This is a genomic window from Actinoplanes sp. NPDC051411 (genome assembly GCF_040682075.1).
Taxonomy (GTDB): Bacteria; Actinomycetota; Actinomycetes; order Mycobacteriales; family Micromonosporaceae; genus Actinoplanes.
Genome location: NZ_JBFBAD010000027.1, coordinates 19217 through 40549, shown reverse-complemented (window position 1 = coordinate 40549; position 21333 = coordinate 19217). Strand labels below are relative to the sequence as shown.

Here is a 21333-nt window from a genome sequence, read left to right as displayed (position 1 = left end):
CCCTCACGCGCCGCGGTCGATGTCGCCCCGCCGTGCCCCGAGCGGGGGGCTTCCAGGGGTCCGGCGGGGCGATCCGTCATGCCGCCCGCGGGGGCGCCTCCGGGTGGCGTGACTGTCCGACATCCTGCGGCCGACCGGGGATCCGGCGAATCCGTCACTACCCGCCGGTACTACGTCATCGGGCCGCGTCATCTACGTCATCGGACAGGGCGGCCGTCAGGTCGGCGCGGGACGTGACGCCCAGCTTGGGAAACACCCGGTAGAGGTGGGTGCTGACCGTGCGGGGGGACATGAACAGCCGCTCGCCGATCGCCCGGTTGGAGTGGCCGGCCGCCGCCAGTTCGGCGACCTGCAGCTCCTGGTCGGTGAGGTCGCCGGCGCGCCGGGGCCGGGCCGGGGACAGAAAGGCCGTGGCGCCGAGCGCGGTGAAGATCTGCTCGGCGGCGGACCGGGCGTCGCGGGCGGCCGCCACGCGTCGCTGCCGCCGGTGCCACGTGCTCGCGGCCAGCAGCAGCCGGGCCCGGGTGAGGGGCCAGTCGGCCAGACAGAGATCGCTGGGTCCGAAGGAGGGCGGCCCGGAGAACTCCAGATCGGCGAAGTCCTGGTCGAGTACGCGCCGGGCGAAGGCCAGCCCGGCCCGGAGCATCGGCGAACCGGACACCGCGACCTGGGCGGTCAGCGACGCGATGACCTCCGACACGGCCTGCGGGCGGTTGCCCAGCACCGCCGCCTCGACCAGGTCGACCAGGCCCCACTCCGTCAGGTGCGGGTTGTGGGCGACGTCCGACGGGTCGCTGATCCGCAGCAGGTGGGTCAGCGCCTCGGCCGGTCGTCCGGCGGCCAGCGAGGCGGCGCCGCGGGCCAGCTGGACCAGCTGGACCAGCTGGACCAGCGCGAGCATCGGCGAGGCCCCGGTGGACGAGAAGTATCGCTCGGCCCGGTCGGCCATCGCGGCCGCGCCCGCGAGGTCACCGGCGCGGGCCAGACAGACGGCGTGGGCGGCGTCGGCGGCGGCTCCCCAGCGGGGCCGCCCGACCAGGACGGCGCCCTGGGCGGCGTCGCGGGCCGCGGGGAGTGCCTTGGCGCTGGCCCCGATCAGCACGTCGGCCCAGGTCTGCTGGACCAGCGCCTCGGTCAGGCGGCCGGCGCGGCCCTCGTCCCGCAGGCCGCTCACCACGTCGTCGAGCATGCGGGTGGCGAGCGCGGGGTCACCCACGGCGGTCGCCGCGGCGGCCAGCAGGCAGCTGTCGCGCGCCGAGAGCCCCTGATCGGCGAGCCGGCGCATGCGGGCCCGGACCTCGACGCCGTGGTCGACCGGCGCTGCCAGCCCCAGGACCGCCGGGATGCGGACGTCGTCCACCTGGTCGCCGATGTCGGCGGCGACCGCGGCCACCCGCGCGCTCGCGGCCGGGTCGGCCGCCGTCCAGTAGCAGCGGATCGAGACCAGGACCAGGGCGCTGACCGCGCGCTCGGGGTCGCCGTCGCGCCACATCCGCTCGGCCGTGTCGGCGAACAGGTAGATGCTGTCGGTGCCGGTCCAGGCGTCGTCGCCGTAGACCTCGCGCAGCCAGCGCACGCGGTTGCGGTCGATGACGCCGAGCGGATGGCGTTCGGCCTCGTCGACCAGCCGGAGGGCGGCGACGTTGCGGCCGCCCTCGAACTCGGTGTCGGCCGCCATCAGCAGCCGGCCGCCGGCGCGCTGCCGGTCGGGCGTGAGGCGTACGGCCCGTTCCAGTGCCGTGACCGCGGTCGCCAGCGCGCCCCGGGCCCGGGCCCGGCCAGCGGCCTGCTCGAGGGCCAGCGCGACCCCTTCGTCGGGGGCGACGCTGCACGCGGCGCGGTGCCAGGCGGCCCGGTCGGGGTTGCCGGCCAGCAGCCCCGCCAGGGTGGTGTGCACCGCGTGGCGCTCGGCGATGCCCGCGGTCTGGTGGACGGCCGAGCGGACCAGCGGGTGCCGGAACCGCAACGACAGCGTGGCCTCGTCGGCGTCCATCAGCCCGGCCCGGACGATCAGGCCGACCTCGGCCATCGTCACCGGCTCGCCGTGGACGACCGAGGCGGCGGCCAGGATCTCGCCGATCTGGTCGCCGTCGTCGAGGGCCGCGGTGAGCAGCGCCGCCCGGGCGGCCGGCGGCAGCTCACCGGCCCGGGCGGCGAACGCCCGCTCGAGCCGGTCGGTCAGCGGCAGCACCCGGGGAAGACCGTGCGGCAGGGAGCCGGCCGACGCGATGGCGAGCGGCAGTTCCAGCAGCGCCAGCGGGTTGCCGTCGGCCTCGTCGAGCACCCGGTCGCGGACGTCGGCCGGCAGGTCGGGGAACCGGCCGGTGAGCAGCGCCTCGGCGTCGGGCGCCGACAGCGGTCCGAGCCGGAGTTCGGGGAGGTCGGCGGCCGACATGACGTCGTCGTCGTCGCGGACCGCGGCGATCAGGCCCACCGGCTGGTCGCCCAGCCGGCGCGCGAGGAAACCGAGCACGTCGACCGACGACCGGTCGAGCCACTGGACGTCGTCGGCGACGACCAGCGCCGGCCGGTCGCCGGCCACCGCCACGATCAGGTCGACCACCGCGGTCGCGAGCACCAGCGGCTCGGTGACCGTCACCTCGCGCAGCCCGAGGCCGCCGAGCAGCGCGGTGCCCCGCAGCGTGCCCAGCCGGTCGGCCGCCCCGAGCACCGGGCGCAACAACTGCAGCAGACCGGCGAACGGAAGATGCGTCTCGGAGCGCACCCCGGCGCACGACAGGATCTGCACCCCGGCCGTGTCGGCGTGCGCGCGGGCGGCGGTCAACAGGGCGGACTTGCCGACGCCGGCCGCACCGCGGACGACGACGGCTCGGCCCCGGCCCGCGCGCACGCCGTCGACCATGCCCGCCAGAAGGTCCAGTTGATCGCCCCGGCCGAAGAGCACGGGCCCGAGATTAACACCTACTGAGCTGCGACCTTGGTGTCCTCGTGATGGAAGACGAACTCCTCGATGTCGATGCCGCGGGCCGCGGCCGCCGCCTCGGCGAGCGACTGCAGCACGATCGACTCGACGACCGCCCGCTGACCGGCCGGTAGCGACGGGATGCGGACGGTCCACAGGTTCGGGGCGCCGGCGACCACGGCGGTGGTGATCAGCAGGACCTTGCGGCCGCTCTCCGACAGCGTGCGGGCGACCTGGATCTCGCGGTCGTCACCGAGCAGGATGTGCCATCCCGGGCCGGCCGACTCCATCGCCCCGTGGAGGTAGGAACGAGTGGTCATCGGCGTACCGGAAAGGCGCGCGACCTCCCGCAGGAGCAACGCGCCGCACTCGGCCGAGCCCACCGAAGGGGCCGCGGCGACGACGTCGGCGTAGGCCGCGTCGGCGCCCAGGCCCGCGACCACCTCGCGGAGATCCTCGGCGACGAACGGCAGCGAGGCCCAGCCCGGGTCGATGCGACCGCCGTCCCAGGCGTCGGCGAGCAGGCCGAGCGCCGCCACCGTGGCCGTGTAGCCGATGGTCGAGGCGTAGCTGTCCGGAACATCGCCCAGGTGCAGCGACCGGGAGGCCAGGGCCGACAGGGGTGAGCCGCCGGCGTTGACCACGGCCAGTCGCTGGGGCGACGGCACCGCGGACAGCACGGCCAGCGTCTCCGTCGACCGTCCGCTCTGCGAGATCCCGACCACCGGATGGGCCGAGGGCGGGAACGGCACCGGAAAGTCGCCGGCGCCGGCCCGCCACGCCTCGATGCCGCGTTCCCGCAGCGTCCACACCGCCGCGCCGGCCGCGGCCAGGCTGTTGCCGATGCCGACGAAGAGCGGGCCGGGCCCGCGCAGTTCGCCGGCGTCCTGCCAGGCCAGGATCTGCGCCGTGCAGTCTTTGACCGCCACCTGCAGCCGCAGGGCCTGCGTCGCGCGGGCCGAGACCCAGGGGATGTAGCCCTTCACGACAGGGTCGCCGCGGTCGAACTCCAGGTCGCGGCCAGGGGTGCCACCGGCTCGAAGCGGCTGCGCACCGCGACCGGAGCGCCCGACTCGACCGACTCCTCGATCGCCAGCATGGTGTCGAGCACGTGGTAGGCGAGGGCACCGCTGGCCCGCGGCGTCCGCCCGGCCCGGAGGGCCCGGGCCATCTCCAGTACGCCGACGCCCCGCGCCCGCGATTCGCCGTCGCGCTCGACGCGTTCCCACTCCGGATCGTCGCCCGTCATCGGCATGATCTCGCTCGGGCCGTCGAAGCCGCTGACCGGCACCAGCAGCGTGCCGTCGGTGCCGGAGATCTCGAACGTCTGGCGGCGCACCGGCGATTCGAAACTGTAGATCGAGGTGCCGGCGACCCCGGACGCGAACCGGGTCAGAACCGAGACGTGCGTGGGGACCTCGACCGGGAACGTCGCCCCCGCGTCGGGGCCGGCCATGACCGTACGCGTGGAGCGTGACGTATGCCCGAGAGCCTGCACCGACTCGATCGGCCCGAGCATCATCGCCATCGTGGCGACGTAGTAGGGCCCGATGTCGAACAGCGGGCCGGCGCCCCGGGCGAACAGGAACTGCGGCCGCGGGTGCCAGGCGTCCGGCCCCGGCCCCTGCATCAGCGTGAGCAGGGTGTGCGCCTCGCCGATGCGGCCGCCGGCGAGCAGCCGGTGCGAGGTCTGGATGCCGTCGCCGAGGATGGTGTCCGGGGCGCCGCCGACCGTGACGTTGTGCTCGGTCGCCGCCTGGAGCAGTTTCTCGGCCGACGCGCGGTCGACCGTGATCGGCTTCTCGGTCCACACGTGCTTGCCGGCCGCCACCGCGGCCATCGACACCTCGGCGTGGGCGGCCGGAATGGTCAGGTTGACGACCAGTTCCAGCTCTTCCCTGGCCAGAAGATCGCCGACCGGGCCCGCGAACGGAAGGTCGTATTTCGCCGCCTGACTCTCGGCCCGGGCGATATCGAGGTCGGCCACGCCGATCACGTCGATGTCCGGGTACGAGCCGAGACTGGTCAGGTATTCGTCGGAGATGTTGCCGGCGCCGATCAGGCCGACGCGGAAACGGCCGCCGCTCATGCCAGCACCCCCTGGAAATACTCGTAGTTCTCGCGCAGCACTTCCCAGACGTCCCGTTCGGTGACGACCTCGACCACGACCAGTTCCACGCTCGCCCTCGTCGCGGCGATGATCTCGGGCAGCCGGATCGGGCCGCCCTTCAGCGGCGGCTTGCCGGGCTCGGGCGGCCCCGCCGCGACGTGCAGGTAGCGCAGGCGTTCGCCCAGGGCCGGGGCCTGGACCAGGGGATCGGTGCCGCCGACGCTCGACCAGAAGCAGTCGAGTTCGAGGATGACGCGGTCGTCGAGCCTCTCGGCGAAGGCCTGGTACATCCCGCTGGCGAACTCGAAGTCGTGGTTGTGGTAGCCGACGCGGAGGCCGTGCTGGGCGGCTTTCGCGGCCGCGTCGTTGATGTCGGCGGCCAGCTTCTCGACCTGTTTCTCGTCGTCGTAGGTGGCCGGCTCGACCCAGGGGACGATGACCGTTCCGATGCCCAGCTTCCGGGCGCTCGCGATGATGTCGTCCCGGCGCGGGCCCTGGATGCTCGCGTGGGTGGCCGAGGCCTTGAGCCCGCTCTCGGCCATCGCGCGGGCCAGCGCGTCCGGGTCGGTGAGGATGTCGTACGGCTCGATGTGCGTGTATCCGATAGCGGCGATCTTGGAAAGCGTGTCTCCGAGTTCGGCGCCGAGGTGTTCGCGCACGCTGAACAGCTGTACGCCCAGGTCTTCACTCATAGACCGCACGTTACCAATGAATACCAGTTACCGTCGAGAGGTATAAGTGGTATTCTCTGGTCCGTTCACTGGGAGAGGACGCTGACGTGATCGGTATCGGACTGCTCGGATCGGGCTTCATCGGCGACACCTATGCCGACGCCCTGCGCGACACGCGCGACGCGACGATCGTGGCCAACTACTCGCGCGACCTCGCCCGGGCCAAGGAACTCGCCGACAAGTGGGGCCCGATCGCCCGGCAGTACGACGACATGGCCGCCCTCTGCGCCGACCCGGCCGTCGACATGGTCGTGATCGGACTTCCGAACGAGGTGCACGTCGAGGCCGTACGGATCGCGGCCGCCGCCGGCAAAGCGATCGTCTGCACCAAACCGCTGGCCCGCACCGGCGCCGAGAGCCGGGAGATCCTCCGCATCGCCGAGGAAGCCGGCGTCTGGCACGGCTACGCCGAGAGCTCGGTCTTCTCGCCCAACCTGGCCAAGGCCCACCAGATGATCGCGTCCGGGGCGATCGGCCGCGTCCTGACCATGCGGGCCCGCGAGGCGCACTCCGGCCCGCACGCCCCGCACTTCTGGGACGCCGAGACGGCCGGCGGCGGCGCGCTGCTCGACATGGGCTGCCACACCGTCGAGTCGGCCCGGCACCTGTTCGGCAAGGACACCCCGATCACCGAGGTCTTCGCGTGGGGCGCGACGCTCGCCCACGCCGACAAGACCACCGGCGAGGACACCGCGGTCGCGATGCTGAAGTTCGCCGACGGCCGGATGGCCACCGTCGAGTCGTCGTGGATCGAGAAGGGCGGCATGCAGCTGCGCCACGAGATCGTCGGCACCGAGGGCCGGCTCGTCACCGACACCTCGTCGACGCCGGTCTGGGGCTTCATCCAGAACTCGGCCGGTTACCTGGTCGAGAAGGCGGACGCGGACACCGGCTGGGTCTACCCGGTGCCCGAGGAGGCCCGGGCGTACGGCTTCTCCCAGGAGATGAGGCACTTCGTCGACTGCTTCATCAAGGGCGTGCCGCCCCTCGAGACCTTCCACGATGGACATGTGGTGAACTGCATCCTCGATGCTTGTTACCGCTCGATGAAGTCCGGCGTGTGGGAGCCGGTGCGATTGGATGACCAGTGACCGACCTCAGCCCCGACGACCCATCGCCGCTGTGGATGCAGGCGGTCGACGCCATCATGGCCGACGTCCGCGAGGGGCGGCTGCGCCCCGGCATGCGCCTGCCCGCCGAGCGTGACCTCTGCCAGCAGCTCAACATCAGCCGGGTGACCCTCCGGCGGGCGCTGACCAAGCTGGTCGACGACGGCGTCCTCAAGTCGTCGCACGGGCGCGGGTGGTATGTGGCCGGCGCGGCTTCGTTGCCCGCCCGGCGGCGGGACTGGCCGAACCGGCTCGAGTCGTTCACCGAGACGGCCCGTCGGATGGGCCTGAGTGCCAGCTCCACGGTGCTGCGCAAGGAGGTCTCGCCGGCCGGTCTCGACGAGGCGGAGAAGCTGGGAGTCGCGCCGGGCACCCGCGTGTTCAGGCTCGGCCGCGTGCGGTTGCTCGACGACGTCGCGATCGCGGTCGACCACTCGACGGTCGCGCTCGACCTGGTGCCGGGCATAGTCGACGCCGACTTCGCGACGGCATCGCTCTATCAGCAGGTGCTCGACGCCGGGATCGAGTTGGCGCGGGCGGAATGTTCGATCGAGGCGCGCGCCGCCGACGCCGATCTATCCGATTTGCTGGACATGTCGCCCGGTGAGCCGATCTTGCGGATGGACCAGGTCGCCCTGAACGACGCCGACCGGCCGATCTTCACGTCGACGATCAGCTACCACGGGGAGAGATACCGGCTGCGCACGGCGTTTGTCCGCGGGCGTTCATAGCCGGTTTGCTGTGGATGGAGATCGGGCTCCTAGTTTCCGAACCCATGAGTGATCACGAATCCTCTGGACCGAGCCGGCGCGGATTTCTGAAGTCGGCCGCGCTGGCGGCGCCGGCGCCGCGGCATTCAAACCGGCGGCCGCCCCGGCCACTACTGGCCGCCCGGCCGCATGACCCGGCAGAACGCGGCCGGCCACGACGTGCACCTGCACATCGCCAACTACCAGAACCGCTACTTCGGCGGCGGGGCGATGCTGCGGCTCTACCACTTCGACCTGGCGCGCAACACGATCGACGTGGAGACGCTGGCGCCGTGGATCCTCGCCCAGCCGCCGGCGTCGCGGAACACCCTCGCCGCCCAGGAATCCCGCCTGACCACGCCGGTCGACGACTTCTCGATACCGATCGACTTCTCGGCGCGCTTCTCGGGCTTCATCCCGGTGCCGGTCCGGCCGTCCCGCCCGGGCCGCGTCGGTGCTCGTCCCGGGCACGCTGGCGTACTGGCGGTTCGACCAGGGCGGTGCGAACGGCACGCCGTTCGCTTCCTCCCAGTCCGTACGCGACCGGTCCGGCCACGGCAACGACCTGTCACCGGCGGTGGTGCCGGGCTCCGCCGCCGACGCGCTGACCTGGTCGAACGACCACCACCCGGACCAGCCCGGCCACGGCAGCCTGCGCTTCGCCGGCGGCCGGAACCCGCTGCACGGTGCCTACCTGACGACAGCCGCCGCGGCGGTCCTGAACAAGGAGACGTTCACCCGCGGCTACACCGTCGAGGCGTTCGTGAAGTTCCCCCTCGACTGGGACGCCGGCAACAACGGCTGGATGTCGGTGATCTCGCGCCGGGGCTCGGCCGGCCAGGCCGGTAAGCAGGGCCGGAACACCGACCCGCAGGAGCCGGTGGGCGCCTCGGCGGCCACGAATACGCCGGCGCCGTCGACCAGGTCTTCCACGGCTGGATCGGCGACCTCCGCATCGTCAACCGCCCGCTCGCCCCGCACGAGTTCCTCACCGCGAAGTAACGGCACTTCAGGGTGGGGCGGCCGGCCGCCCACCCGCTGACCGCGCGGGCTTCCCAAAACGGGCGGGAAATCAGGAACCGGACGGGGTCGGATCGATCGGTAGGAAGGCTTACGATCGAGCGCGGGACGGACCTCGTTGAGGAGGATGCGGTGATCACTCGCAGTCTTACGCAGGATGAGGCGCGCCGGCGGGCTGGGCTCATTGCGGTGGAACGGTACGACATAGAGGTCGACCTCACCGCCCTGCCGAGCGGGCCCGAGGTCCGCTGCGTCGCCACGGTGACGTTCACGTGCCGGGAGCCGGGAGCGGAAACCTTCGTCGACTGCGGAGCCCGCGTGCTTTCGGCGACGCTGAACGGTGTGCCCCTGCCGGCCGCCGCCGAGGGGCGGATCGTGCTCCCGGCGCTCGAGGAGCGCAACGTCCTGCGCGTCGAGTCGGTTCAGGACGAGACCACCGAAGGCGAGGGCGTGCACCGGGCGGTCGACCCGGCCGACGGCGCCGTCTATCTGTGGACGACCTTCGAGCCCGACCAGGCGCACCACGTGTGGGCCTGCTTCGACCAGCCCGATCTCAAGGCGCCGCACCGTTTCGTCGTCACCGCCCCCGGCGACTGGATCGTCGTCAGCAACAGCGGCAACCCGGAGCGGGAAGACGGCCGGTGGACCTTCCCCGACACGCCGCGCCTGTCGCCGTACAACACGGTCGTCAACGCGGGCCCGCTGCGCGAGGTGAGGCGGCAGACCAGAAACTACGACCTCGGCCTCTTCGCCCGCCGGTCGCTCGCCGACGTGCTCGACCGGGACGCCGACGAACTGTTCACCGTCACCGAGCAGGGACTGGGCTTCTTCGGTGAGGTGTTCGGGCTGCCGTTCCCGCAGGCCAAATACGACCAGGTCTTCATGCCCGAGTTCGGCGGCGCGATGGAGAACTTCGGCTGCGTCACCTGGACCGACACCGTGCTGACCCGCACCCCGCCGACGGCCGCCGAACGGGAGAGCACCGCCGGCGTCCTGCTGCACGAGATGGCGCACATGTGGTTCGGCAACATGGTGACGATGACCTGGTGGGACGACCTCTGGCTCAACGAGGCGTTCGCCGAGTTCGCCTGCTACTGGGCGGCCGAACGGTCCACCGCGTACACCGACGCCTGGGCGACCTTCCTGATCGAGGAGAAGCTGCGGGCCTACCTGGCCGACCGCGGCCCGGTGTCGCACCCCATCCGGCTCCCCGTGCGCGACGTCGCCGAGGCGGCGTCCATCTTCGACGCGATCACCTATCCCAAGGGCGCGTCGGTGCTGCACCAGCTCATGACCTACGTCGGCGAGAGCGAGTTCGTCGCCGGCATGAAGGCCTACTTCGCGCGGCACCGGTGGGGCAACACGACGCTGCAGGACCTGATCGACGCGCTGGCCGAGTCGAGCGGTCGCGACCTCGAGGCGTGGCGTTCGGGCTGGCTGGAGACCGCCGGCACCGACCGGCTCACGCTGGCGGCCGACGGCGACGGCCTGGTGCTCACCGGCGCCGGGCCCGACGGCCCGCCGAGGCCGCAGGTGCTCGCGGTGAGTGCCTTCCGCACGCGGGGTGCGGGGCTCGAGCGTACGGCGTCGGTCACCGTCGAGGTGGCCGCGCCGACCACACGGGTGGAACTGCCCACCGACGCCGACTTCTACCTGGTCAACGACCGCGACCTGACCTTCGCCACGACCCGTCCCGATGTCGTCGGCAAAGAACGGTTCCTGCGGGCCGCGCCCGGCCTGCCCGACGTGATCTCGCGCGGCGTGGCGGTCGCCGACGTGCGCGACATGCTGACCACCGGCGAGGCGACCGCGGCCGAACTGGTCGGCCTCATCGGCCGGGTGCTCGCCGTCGAGACCTCGGAGGCGCTGGTCCAGCCCTATCTGAAGCTGGCCCACGAGGCGGCCGAGCTGTGGGCGTCCGACCGGGAGCGGCCGGCCCTGCTGGCCGAGGTCGCCGGGGTGGCCCGCGCGATGCTCGGCAACGCCGACCGCAGGCGGGTCGCGCTGCGCATGCTCGCCTCGATCGGCGCCTCGGCGACCGAACTCGACGAGATCCGCGCGCAGGCCGGCGACGACGTCGACCTGCGGTGGCGCATCCTGGTGCGCGCGTCCGAACTGGGCGCCGACACCGACGACGAGGCCCAGCGCCTGCTCGCCGTCGACCCCGACCCCGACGCCAAGTTCCGGGCCGTCGCGATGCGCGCGGCCGCCCCCGACGCCGACCGCAAGGCCGACGCGTGGCGGGCGATGGCCGACGACCGCGAGGTGCCGATCGGCCTGCTCAACTCGGTGAGCCAGTCGTTCTGGCGGCCCGGCCAGGACGCGGTGCTGGCGGGCTACGGCGACCGCTACATCGCCCTCCTGGGCGACCTCGACAAGCGCGGCATGATCTCGGCGATGCACTACACGGGCCGCCTCTTCCCGCAGTACGCGATCGACGAGGCCTTCATCGACCGGGCCGTGAAGGCGTCCGACGAGTCGGCCCCGGTGGTCCGCAAAAGCCTGCTGGGCCGCGCCGACCTGATGCGGCGCGTGCTGCGGAGCCGGGGCGTCTAGCGCGAGGACCTCGAAGAACCGCTACCGCGTGTGCGCGGCGTCGAAGTCGACCGTCAGGGTGACGAGGCAGCCGGTGGTCGACGCAGCAGTCGTCGGGGTGGTGCTGCGGTAGCGGCGATACGCGGTGACCTCGCGATGCTCGATGCCGGGTACGGCCGCGTCCACACGCTCCACCCGCCGCGGTTCGCTCGACCACTGGGCGTAATGCAGGACGGTGCTCTCGTCCTCGCCCGGCAGGCTGCAGTCGGCCAGCAGACCGGCGGGCCACCCACCGTCGTCCCGCCACGCGTCGAGCGCCGCGGCGGCCGCACGGCGCTGCTGGTCAGCTCCGCTGGTGTGCCATTCGGTGACCAGCACCAGGCCGGCATCCGCGCGGGTGAAGTCGGGCACGATGCTGTGACTGTTCGGTATGGCCACCTTCCCGAAAACGGCTCGGGCACGATCCAGAGTGGATCGGAGCACCCGGGACATCACCTACCCCTGCGGCCCGTCGCCAATACCAAGGGGGACACCGATCCGGGCCCGCTGGTCGACAACGGCCCGGTTCGGGCCGTGTTCGCCGAACAACGCCCGCAGTCGTTTCTCGGTGTTCGGCAGCATCGTGCGGCCGGGCCACGCGAGGCCAACGCCTGCGTGCCGCTGGCGAACCAGGCCGGCCGCCACTGATACGCCGACTTCGTCGACACCTCTAGACACCTTTTGTGATCAAGGGCGGTAGCTCAAGCATGCTTGTCCTGGTGAGCCTCAATGAAGTGCCATAGCCAGGCCGGTTGGTGGGAGTAGGCGACCCCAACCACCGCAACTCCGACAAGGATCACGAGTACAGCGGCGGATGCGGTGAACATGTTTGTACGCCGGCGGCGTCGGGCCCCGTCGGAAAGTGGTTCGCGCGGGGGTCTATCTCTGAGCCGTCGGTCGAGGATGTCCCAGGTTTGGACAACCCCTGACACGGCCGCCACCAAGCCCAAAACTACGGCTGCAGAACGGCCCCAGTTCACCACGGGTGAAGCATAGTGACGCCGAACCGAAACTTGCTCCGAGACGATCGCCCGCAAGACTCACAGTGGATCAGACACAGACCCCCACCCCAAAGCAGTCCAGCGGCGATAGGGGTCGTCGGCCGGTAGCCAGGCGTCCGGGTCGTCGAGGCCCAGGTGCGTGCGGCCGCGCTCGCCCACGTCGCGGGTGAGGGCCTCCACGACCGCGTGCACGACCGGCCGCTGCTCGTCGCGCCGGGACACCAGCGACCACGTCCAGTAGGGCGACGGCTTCTCGATCGGCCGGGCCACCAGGTCGGGCGGCACCGGCGTGGTCTGGCCCTTCGGGCAGTTGACCACGGGACGGCCGAGGCGGCGTACGTGCTCGAAGAATGCCGGGCCGGTCACGCCGCCGTCCGAGATGGACACCGGGCGGGCGCCGGTCTCGGCCGCCATCTCGTGCGCGTAGCGATTCCAGGACGACCACGAGGTCTCGTCGGCGTCGATCAGCACGATGGTGTCGCGGGCCGGGACGGGGGTGGTCTGCGGGCCGGTGCTCACCGCGTACAGCAGGTCGGCGCCGAGCAGGCGCGCCCGCAGTGACCCATCGCCGATCGCCGTGGCCGGCACCCAACAGATGGCCAGGTCGATGCTGCCGTCGGCGACCCGGGCGGCCTGCGCGTGCGACGGCATCACCCAGGCGTCGACCAGGAGCTGGGCCGTGCCGGCGGCGCGCTGTTCGAGATCGGGCGGCTTCCAGTTCACATAGCCGAGGCGCACCGGCTCGGATCTGGCCAGACCGGCGGCCGTGCGCCGGAGCTCGTCGGCCTGATCGAGCAGCGCCCGGGCCCGGGGGAGGAGCATCGTGCCGGCCGCGGTCAGCGTGACCGTCCGCCGGTCGCGGTCGAACAGCCGCGTGCCCAGGTCGCGTTCGAGTGCTTTGATCTGCTGCGACAGCGACGGCCCGGCGATGCACAGCCGGGTGGCCGCCCTGGTGAAGCTGAGCTCCTCCGCCACCGCGACGAAGTAGCGCACCTGCCGAAGCTCCATTCGCCCAGCTTAGGGCCCTGAGAGCCGGCGCCTTCCAGTCGGGAGGAAGCCGGTCGTGGATGGTCGCCACTATGCGGCGCAGGCTCGGGAGCATGCCGAAACTGCTGGCCGTCGCGGCCGCGCTGGCCGCCGGAATGGGCGTCGGCCGCTTCGTCTTCACTCCGATCCTCCCTCTCATGCAGGCCCAGGCCGGGCTCAGCCCACATCTCGGCGCGGCGCTCGCCACGGCGAACTACGCCGGCTATCTGCTCGGCGCGGCGGCCGGGATCGCGCTGCCCGCTCTGACGGGATCCAGGATGGCGCTTCGCGGGTCTCTGGTCACCCTGGTCAGCACGCTTGCGCTCATGCCGGTTTTCCCGTACGCGGGTGCCTGGTTGACCCTCCGCCTGATCGCCGGGGTGGCCAGCGCCGTGGTCTTCGTGATCGCCGCTCAGGCTGTGCTGGCCGAGTTCCGCGCGCACCTGGTGGGCTGGGCGTTCGGCGGGATCGGCCTGGGCATCGCCCTGTCCGGAGCGCTGATGCTGCGCTCTTCCGGGAGCTGGCAGTCGGCGTGGTTCGCCGCGGCCGCGCTGGCTTCGGTTTTCGCCGCGCTTTCCTGGCCCTTGACGCCCGGGAGGCCGACCGCGTCGACCGCGTCGGACGGGCGGTCGAGGTGGTTCGTCGCGCTGGTGGTCTGCTACACGCTCGAGGGTGTCGGTTACATCATCGCGGGGACGTTCCTGGTGGCGGCGATCGACCAGCGGGCGCCGGGCGCGCTCGGTGCCGGCGCCTGGGTGGTGGTCGGGGTGGCCGCCGTGCCCTCGGCGGCGTTGTGGGCCCATCTCGGCCGCCGCCGGTCGCGGCCCACTCTGCTGCTGGCGGTGCTGATCGCGCAGGCGATCGGCATAGCCCTGCCGGTGTTCTCGGGCAGCGTCCTCGCCGCGCTGGTGTCGGCGGTCCTCTTCGGAGGCACCTTCCTGGGGGCGGTCACGCTCGCGCTGGCCGTCGGCACGCATCTGCGCGTGGCCCGCTCGGCCCCGGTCCTGACCACCGCGTACGCCGTCGGCCAGATAGCGGGGCCCCTGGTGGTGGCCCCTCTGCTGCGCGACGGCTACAGCTCGGCACTGCTGACCGGCTCGGTGATCGTGGGCTGTGGGGCGGTGGCCGCGGCGTTCGTGCGGCACCGGTTCCCCGAACGGGTTCCGGCCTGACCTCGGTGACTTGTCTTGGGGGGAGATGTCACCGAAGGTAGAGATGAACGCGTTCGGTGGCCGGAGGTGCCGATGTCCGTCATCGCCGATCGGCAGAACTCGGCCGAGATCCTCTCGCTGATCCGTGCCATGTCCGCGGCGCATGCCCGGGTGCAGCGGCTGGAAGCCGGCCGGCTGCTGGTCTCGGCGCTGGTCGCGCTCAGCTCGGTGGTCGGCGCGGTGGTGCCGTCCGCCGCTTCCACCGTCGCCGCGGTCGGCGCCGGGTGGGCTCTTCTGCACGGGCTGGGCGTGTCGGTGTGGATCCAGCAGGGGGTGCTGCGCGCCGCCACCATGCAGGAGCTGTTCGACGTGACCCTGTTCCGGATGGAGTGGAACACGGTCCTCGCTGGTGATCAGCCGTCGGCCGCCGAGGTCAGCGGTCTCGCGCGGCGCTATCGCGGTCCGGAGGACATGGTCACCGACTACTACGAGATCGGTGACTACCGCGATCTTCCGTCGCCGTTCGACGTGCTGGCGTGCCAGATGCAGAACCTCAACTGGGGCGTTCGCATCCGCCGGCGGTATGCGTCCGGGCTGCTGGCGGTCGTGGTCGGCTGGTCGCTGGCCGGCATTGCCGTGGGTGTGCTGCTGGATTTGTCCCTGGGGCGCCTTCTGCTGATCTGGTATCTGCCGGCGCTCGGCGCGCTGCTCATGGCTTCCGACATTTACCGCCGGCAGCGGGACACGACCGCCACCCGATCCCGGGTGCTGAGCCTGGTCCGGGCGCGGATCAGGGATTCTCTGCGCCGGCCGGGCCCGAGCGACGACCTGATGATCATGGCTCGCCAGGTGCAGGACGTCATCTTTGTCACGCGACGCACCCAGGCCCGCGTGCCCGCGTGGTTCTTCCAACGATTCCGCAGGCAGGATCGGGTCGACTTCCAGCGTGAGGTCGGCGAACTCGCCCACTCGATCGCGCGGGAGGGGCCGGGATCCCCGCCGCTGCCGTCGCCATAGACGCATGGTGATGGTTACAGTACGGAGTGATATCCACTGCTTCCATTCGGATGCCGCCGGGCGAGCGCATCCACAAGGAGGATTCCGTGCACGACCAAGGCCCCCGGGAGCAGCAGGCCCTTCCGTTGGAACCGTCGGAGTCGGTTGCGGCGGACGTCACCGATCGAAGCCTGCTCGAGTTGTTGCTCGAGGATTCGGATCCTGAGCTGACCGCGTCGCTCGGCCGGCTCCTCGAGGAGCGGAGTTGGAGAGCGGGCACCGTGTCCGGCTGGAGCAGCTTCCTGCGATGACGGCGGGGGTGGGGCGCCACCGTTTGTCGTCCGGCCAGCTCGGGGAAATCGCATGGGGCCGGGTCCGGCCCGAGGTGATCCGGGTGCTGTACGCGGCCGACGACAGCCGGAACCGGCTGTTGGCGGCTCACGCGCTGGAGCGGGCCGGTGCTCGCGATTCCCGGATCGTCGAAGCGCTGGCGGTTCTTCGAGAGGCTCAGCGACGCGATGAGCGCGAGGTGGCGGGCCTGCTGCGGGCCGGATGGTTCGGGCCCTGGGTGGCGCGGCTTCTGGACCGTCCGGACGCTGCGGGCAGCGCCGAGAGCCGGCTCGTTCCCCTGGCCGCGGTGGCCGCCGTGCGCACGGGCGTGCGGACACGCCTTGTCGTGCGGGCCTCCGGCGGGCGTCTCCATCTGCCGACCATGGGTGCGCTGACCGTGCCTGCCCAGGCCGAGGTGGTTCTGGATGTCGCCGACGGCCTCGTGGCCGAGGTGGACGGCACGCGGTTACGTCTCCCGGCGGAGCGCGGTCCGAACTGGACCCCGGTGCGGGAGATGGCCCTCGCCGGCCTGCGGCTCCTCGTCGATGACCAGCACCCGGACCGGGATTGCTTTCGCAAGCCCCTCGCTGAGGCGCTGTCCGCCGCCGACTTCGCACGGTGGCGCGATCTGTTCACCGAGTCCTGGGCGCTGCTCACCCGGTTCACACCCGAACTGGCGGAACAGGTCGGACAGGGCCTCCGGGTGCTTGTTCCGCTCGCCCCGGCACCGAACGGCGACGGCGCCAGCGTCAGCTGCGTCGATGCTCTCGGCGCGCTTGCCACGACGATGCCGATGAACGCGGCCGACGGAGCGATCACGCTGGTTCACGAGTGGAGCCACACCTTGCTCAACGGCGTGCTCGGCTTCGGCCGCCTGTACGACCCGGAGTCGCCGGAGCTCTTCTTCGCACCGTGGCGCCGCGATCCGCGCCCGCTCGGCGGCACCCTTCACGGATCTTTCGCGTTCCTGACCGTCGCCGAGACCTGGCGAGCGCTGATGGCCGAGGAAACCTGGCACGCCCGGGCCGCCGCTGAGTTCGCGTTGTGCCGCCTTCAGGTCGGCGAGGTTCTGGAGGCGCTGCTCCGATCCGCCGGCCTCACCGAGCAGGGCCGGCGGTTCGTCGTGATGCTGCGGGAGCGCCACCGGGCGCTCCTCGAGACGTACGTACGCCCCGAGGTCGCGGCCGAAGCGGTGGCCCGGCTCGCCGGGCAGAAGGCGGCCTGGGTGGATCAGTACGGGATTCGGCCCACCGGATAGGTCAGCATGGCGGCGCCTCGATGTCGCATTCGGATCGCTGCCCCCGAACCGCGTCCAAGGTGGCCGGATGATCCGTGCCGAGGACCGCCGACATCATTTTGATCGACTCGTCGAACAGTGTCTGACCACTGTCCTCGCCCGACTGGATCTTGTTGAGCGCCGCGTTGATCGCGCTCGCGAGCGTGTCCGGGTGGTCGGCGCCCAGCGAGTCGACGGCGAGACGGTAGGTCGACCAGGACAGCTCGGAGGCCTCCTGGAGCTGGCCGGCGAGCCGCAGGTCCTCGGCGAGATTCGTCGCGGCCGCGAGAGTGTAGGGATGCTCGTCACCGAGTTGGCTGGTGAGCCGGGCCAGGCTGCCCTCGTCGATCAGCCGGGCCTCGTTGCGGTCGCCGGCCGCGCGTAACGCGACCGCGAGGTTGACCCTCGCGGCCAGGGTCAACGGGTGAAGGTCGGAGAACACATCGCGATAGACGTCGGTGGCCTCACGCAGCATCGTGCGCGCCTCGTTGACCTCGGACGGCGAGGAGGCACAGCGGCGCAGAGCCAGTGCGTAGCTGCTCTTGGCGGCCAGGGTGTGCTCGTGCGCCGGCCCGAAGCGGGTGAAGTGGTCGCGGTAGTTCTGGCGGGCGTTGTCCCGGGCCTCGGCGTAGAAGCCGCTCTTGCGTAACGCCATGGTCAGGGTCCGCGTCGCCACCAACAGGTCGCGGTGGCGTGGGCCGAGGAGGTCGCGGAACTGCGGCAACGCCGTGCGCATCATCTCGAGCGCCTGGCGGTACCGGCCGAGGCCGAAGTTGTCCCAGGCCAGGTTGGTGATCGAGAGCAGGATTCGGGGGTCGCTCTCGCCGATCTCCTTGCGCTGCCGTCGGAGAATCTCCTCGGACATCGGCCGGGATTCGGTGAAGCGGCCGAGGTGGCGCAGGCTGACCGCGAGGTTGTTCTGCGCGCGCAGCGTCGATTCGTCGTCCTCGCCGCGGACCTCGAGGTGCCGGGCGGCGTTCTCCTTCTCCACCTGCAGAGCGTCGATGAGTTGACCTTCCAGGCGAAGGTCTACGCCGAGGTTGTTGGCGGTGTAGAGCGTGTGCTCGTGGTCCTCGCCGAACAGCGGATTGTCGCGCAGCCGCTCGAAGGTGTCGGTGTCGAGCTGCCGGGCCTGGGAGGTCTGCCCCAGCAGCCGGTAGGCGTTGGCGAGGTGGCGTTGCGCGATCAGGGTCAGCTCGTCGTCGCGATCGAGAGTCCCCGCGGCCGCCGCCCTCCGCCACTTGTCGACGACCATCTCACCCAGGTGCCGGCTCGACTCGTAGTCACCGATGACGAAGAAATACCGGATCTGGTCGACGACGACCATGCGCGCGCCGTCGTCGTCGGCGTCCACGAGTTGAGCGGCCTCGACGTGCGGGGCGATCTCGTTGTGCACCGGCCAGTTGATCTGCTCGTCGGGATAGCCCGGATTGGCCGCCGCCAACAGCCGCTGAACGTTCCGGCGACTCTGCTGGGCACGGTCGGTGATCAGTTCTTCCCTCAGTACGCGCTGGATCAGCCGGTGCACCTGAACGCGCTGGCCTTTGTCGACGCGCGCCAGGCCGAAGCGACGGACCTCCCGGATCGCCCGGTTGAGATCGATCGGACGGTCCAGTGCGCGGGTGAGTGCTTCGCTGAGGCCACCACTCCGGCCGGCTCGCAGCAGGGTCACCGAGACCGGTTCCGGGCCGAGGTAGGCGAACAGTTCGAGTAGTTCCGCGGCGGCCGGGAACTCGTCGCGAAGGCGATGGACGGCCAGCTTCAGAAAGGCATAGATCGTGTGCGGGTAATCGACCGGCTTACCCTCGTCCATCAGGTCGCGGACGTTGGCATCGAACAGTTCCAGGTATTCCGCGATCGGCATGCCGGTGGTGGCGTGCCAGATGGCCGCCTGCTCGAGAGCCAGCGGAAGGTCGCCGAGTTTGTCGGCCAGCCGGTCGGCATCGGTCTCGGCGATGCTCCGGCCGTGGCGCTGGAGCAGCTGGATCGACTCGGCCCGCTCGAACACGTCGACCTCGATCGCCTCGCCGCGCGTGGACCAGGCCGCGGTGTTGCGCGAGGTGATGATGACGTGTCCGGTGCCGGTGGACGGTACGAGATCGCTCAGGATCTCTGGACTCTCCACATTGTCGTAGACCAGCAGCCAGGGGAAACCGCTGGTCGACAAGGCCTCGAGGACCAGCGCGGTGGTCACCCGGATATCCGACTCGACCGGCGTGCCCAGGCGTTGCGCCAGCTGAGCGAGCGAGGTCCGGACCTGGCCCGGCGTCTCGGCGGTCATCCACCACACAACGGGATATTCATCCAGGTGCCGGTAGGCGAACTCGGTCGCCAGCTGGGTCTTTCCGACGCCGCCCAGGCCGTGCAGGGCCTGCGGCACGACGGAGATCGACTTGGAGGCCCGGAGGGTGAGCTCCAGCCGTGCCAGGAGCGCCTCGCGACCGGTGAAGTCCGGATTTTTGGGCGGCAGACCACCGCGGATCGGACGTGGCACGGCCGCAGCCGTCTCGGACGACGGTGCGGAAACCGATGTGGCCAACACGGTGGAGCCTCCTGGCAAAAGGTCATTTCCGGAAGAAATCGTACTTAGATCCCGAGAGCTGGAGGAATCGGAGGTCGATTCTCTCATCGAACCGGCCGGCGACACCGCGATATCATCGGAGAAATGCCTGCTCACGGCCGCGCAGAGGCCCCGGAGGTGCTCCTCCGGATAGTGCAGCCGGCCGCACTCGGTGACCCAGCCGTGGAGCCGCAGTCCGGCGCCGCCGCCCAGCGCGTGGGCCAGCCGCTCGGCGTAGACGAGAAGCGGGTCGATTCCGGCCCACGGCTCCGCGTCCCGGTCCACGGCCAGAATGACGGCCCGCGGGTCCCGCCAGTTCGGCTGAGTGGTCGGCTCCGAGGTGGTCGCCATCTCCGTGTAAGCGTGCCGGAGCTGATCCGGCGGCAGGTTTCCGAGGAGGGTCACCAGCGACTCGTAGCCGGCCTCGTCCAGGTCGAAGGTGGGCGCCGCCAGCGCGGCGACCGCGGGCGGCCACGAGACGGGCCGGCGGATCGTCACGGCGTCCTGTGGGTCGTAGACGCCGAGGTGGCGGAGGAACTCCCCGCCGGCGCGGCCGGCCAGCCGGAAGAACCACCAGCGGCCCTCGTCGCCGATGCTCGTGAAGGCGGTGAACTGCAGTGCCGTCGCGATCACCGACAACAGGTATTGCGAGCGCCAGTCGCCGAGGTTCATCGACTTGATGGCCTCGTTGCCCGTGCGATGAATGGTCTCCAGCGTCTGCGCGAAGAGCGCGCTCAGGCGCGCGGGCGGCTTCCAGGGCTCGAGCACGAACGACAGCAGGGCCTCCTGCTCGTCCGACCGCAGCTCGGAGATCGTGGGTGCGACCACGGACATCATCAAGGTGACCGGATCTCGCGTCACCGGGGCCCCAGGCTCGAAGCTGGACAGGTCGACCAGCCGGAACTCGTCGATCCCGTACTCGCCGTAGGCCTTGGGAATCAGGACGTTCTCGGTGTGCAGGTCGCCGTGGGCGAGGCCGACGACCGCGTCGATACGCATCCCGGCGCCCAGCTTCTCGTCGGACATCATGAACAGCGGATTCGGTGTGTCGACCGGTCCCCGGGGCGTCTCGTCCCTCAGGTAGCGGAACCCGGGGCCCAGCAGGCCCAGGGAGGTCGCCAGCGACTCGGGCGAAACACCCGCGCTGAGTGTGCGAGTGAACTCCCGCGTCAGATAGTCGCCGACGGTTGTCTGCACGGACCTGACCAGGGTGGGGTTCCAACTCCGGACGATCGAGTCGATCACGCTCCGGCACGCGGCGGGCAAGCGCTCGTCCGGCACCCCGGACAGCGGCGCGAGGTCGAGGCTGGCGCCGGCGATGTCCTGGAACATCAGGCGGCCGCCGCCCGGAATCGGATAGGGATCGTAGGCCTGGCCGACGAGGTGCCGTTGGAAGAAATCACGGCTGGAGTGCGCCTGCGCCTCCTGGTGGGCTCCGGTCTCGTCGGCGTACTGGCCGGCCGGACAGGCCTTCACGATCACCTGACGATCGGACTGGCCGGGAGTGGTGACGACGACCGCGGCGAGCATGGCGCCGGTGTAGCCGTGCGCCATCCACGGAGGATTGGTCAGCCGAACGGTGCGCCGTTGCTGTGATGCCCAGTCCAGGAGGGCGGCGTGGGCCGGTCCGCCGAGGGCCTTCTCAAGCGGATCTGTCACGTTCTCAGTGACCATGCGGTCCCTCAGGCGGTTGGACGGTTGGGCTCAGTCGTCTCCGAACATCGCTACAGCGCGGGGCGCGCGTTCCACACACCGTAGCGATGCGCCTACGACGCCA

16 protein-coding genes are annotated in these 21333 nt (G+C 71.1%); 8 read left to right on the top strand and 8 right to left on the bottom strand.

Annotated features, from left to right (window positions below; all coding sequences use genetic code 11):
• Window positions 1-175 precede the first annotated feature (175 nt).
• The 4 genes from AB0M88_RS17060 to AB0M88_RS17045 are packed head-to-tail and all read right to left on the bottom strand — an operon-like array spanning window position 176 to window position 5725.
• On the bottom strand, window positions 176-2905 hold the full coding sequence (locus AB0M88_RS17060) for a LuxR family transcriptional regulator (RefSeq protein WP_364102251.1): 2730 nt from the start codon (window positions 2903-2905) through the stop codon (window positions 176-178).
• 17 nt (window positions 2906-2922) lie between these two features.
• Window positions 2923-3909, bottom strand: coding sequence for an SIS domain-containing protein (locus AB0M88_RS17055; RefSeq protein ID WP_364102248.1), 987 nt, complete (start codon window positions 3907-3909; stop codon window positions 2923-2925).
• A complete protein-coding gene (locus AB0M88_RS17050) occupies window positions 3906-5012 on the bottom strand; it encodes a Gfo/Idh/MocA family oxidoreductase (RefSeq protein WP_364102245.1) in 1107 nt (368 codons plus the stop codon). Before AB0M88_RS17050 ends, AB0M88_RS17055 begins: the two co-directional genes overlap by 4 nt.
• Window positions 5009-5725: a sugar phosphate isomerase/epimerase gene (locus AB0M88_RS17045; protein WP_364102242.1), complete on the bottom strand. Its 717-nt coding sequence runs from the start codon at window positions 5723-5725 to the stop codon at window positions 5009-5011. Before AB0M88_RS17045 ends, AB0M88_RS17050 begins: the two co-directional genes overlap by 4 nt.
• A gap of 86 nt (window positions 5726-5811) precedes the next feature.
• Here AB0M88_RS17045 and AB0M88_RS17040 point away from each other — a divergent pair, with 86 nt between their 5' ends.
• Together AB0M88_RS17040 and AB0M88_RS17035 are read left to right on the top strand one after the other, a co-directional pair.
• On the top strand, window positions 5812-6855 hold the full coding sequence (locus tag AB0M88_RS17040) for a Gfo/Idh/MocA family oxidoreductase (RefSeq protein ID WP_364102239.1): 1044 nt from the start codon (window positions 5812-5814) through the stop codon (window positions 6853-6855).
• Window positions 6852-7604, top strand: coding sequence for a GntR family transcriptional regulator (locus tag AB0M88_RS17035; RefSeq protein ID WP_364102237.1), 753 nt, complete (start codon window positions 6852-6854; stop codon window positions 7602-7604). Before AB0M88_RS17040 ends, AB0M88_RS17035 begins: the two co-directional genes overlap by 4 nt.
• 260 nt (window positions 7605-7864) lie before the next feature.
• Here the strand turns inward: AB0M88_RS17035 and AB0M88_RS17030 are convergent, their stop codons facing one another.
• Window positions 7865-8038 carry a hypothetical protein gene (locus AB0M88_RS17030; protein WP_364102234.1) on the bottom strand — a complete coding sequence of 58 codons (174 nt, stop codon included), beginning with the start codon at window positions 8036-8038 and terminating at the stop codon, window positions 7865-7867.
• 38 nt (window positions 8039-8076) lie between these two features.
• Here AB0M88_RS17030 and AB0M88_RS17025 point away from each other — a divergent pair, with 38 nt between their 5' ends.
• Together AB0M88_RS17025 and pepN are read left to right on the top strand one after the other, a co-directional pair.
• Window positions 8077-8664 (top strand): hypothetical protein, encoded by a 588-nt coding sequence (locus tag AB0M88_RS17025; protein WP_364102231.1) that lies wholly within the window; start codon window positions 8077-8079, stop codon window positions 8662-8664.
• Between the two features lie 110 nt (window positions 8665-8774).
• The gene (gene pepN, locus AB0M88_RS17020; RefSeq protein ID WP_364102228.1) at window positions 8775-11198 is read left to right on the top strand and encodes an aminopeptidase N; all 2424 of its coding nucleotides are present in this window, start codon (window positions 8775-8777) and stop codon (window positions 11196-11198) included.
• 21 nt (window positions 11199-11219) lie between these two features.
• Here pepN and AB0M88_RS17015 read toward each other — a convergent pair whose 3' ends face one another.
• Together AB0M88_RS17015 and AB0M88_RS17010 are read right to left on the bottom strand one after the other, a co-directional pair.
• A complete protein-coding gene (locus tag AB0M88_RS17015; protein WP_364102225.1) occupies window positions 11220-11615 on the bottom strand; it encodes a hypothetical protein in 396 nt (131 codons plus the stop codon).
• Between the two features lie 641 nt (window positions 11616-12256).
• On the bottom strand, window positions 12257-13225 hold the full coding sequence (locus AB0M88_RS17010; RefSeq protein ID WP_364102222.1) for a LysR family transcriptional regulator: 969 nt from the start codon (window positions 13223-13225) through the stop codon (window positions 12257-12259).
• A gap of 92 nt (window positions 13226-13317) precedes the next feature.
• Here AB0M88_RS17010 and AB0M88_RS17005 point away from each other — a divergent pair, with 92 nt between their 5' ends.
• From AB0M88_RS17005 to AB0M88_RS16990, 4 genes are all read left to right on the top strand, one after another.
• Window positions 13318-14415 (top strand): YbfB/YjiJ family MFS transporter, encoded by a 1098-nt coding sequence (locus tag AB0M88_RS17005; RefSeq protein WP_364102219.1) that lies wholly within the window; start codon window positions 13318-13320, stop codon window positions 14413-14415.
• A 72-nt stretch (window positions 14416-14487) separates the two neighbouring features.
• The gene (locus tag AB0M88_RS17000) at window positions 14488-15411 is read left to right on the top strand and encodes an S-4TM family putative pore-forming effector (RefSeq protein ID WP_364102216.1); all 924 of its coding nucleotides are present in this window, start codon (window positions 14488-14490) and stop codon (window positions 15409-15411) included.
• Window positions 15412-15497: 86 nt separating this feature from the next.
• On the top strand, window positions 15498-15701 hold the full coding sequence (locus AB0M88_RS16995) for a hypothetical protein (RefSeq protein ID WP_364102213.1): 204 nt from the start codon (window positions 15498-15500) through the stop codon (window positions 15699-15701).
• The gene (locus tag AB0M88_RS16990) at window positions 15698-16978 is read left to right on the top strand and encodes an HEXXH motif-containing putative peptide modification protein (RefSeq protein ID WP_364102210.1); all 1281 of its coding nucleotides are present in this window, start codon (window positions 15698-15700) and stop codon (window positions 16976-16978) included. Before AB0M88_RS16995 ends, AB0M88_RS16990 begins: the two co-directional genes overlap by 4 nt.
• 1 nt (window position 16979) lies before the next feature.
• Here AB0M88_RS16990 and fxsT read toward each other — a convergent pair whose 3' ends face one another.
• Entirely contained in the window at window positions 16980-21215 is a 4236-nt protein-coding gene (gene fxsT, locus AB0M88_RS16985; protein WP_364102207.1) for an FxSxx-COOH system tetratricopeptide repeat protein, read from the bottom strand.
• Window positions 21216-21333: the final 118 nt, after the last annotated feature.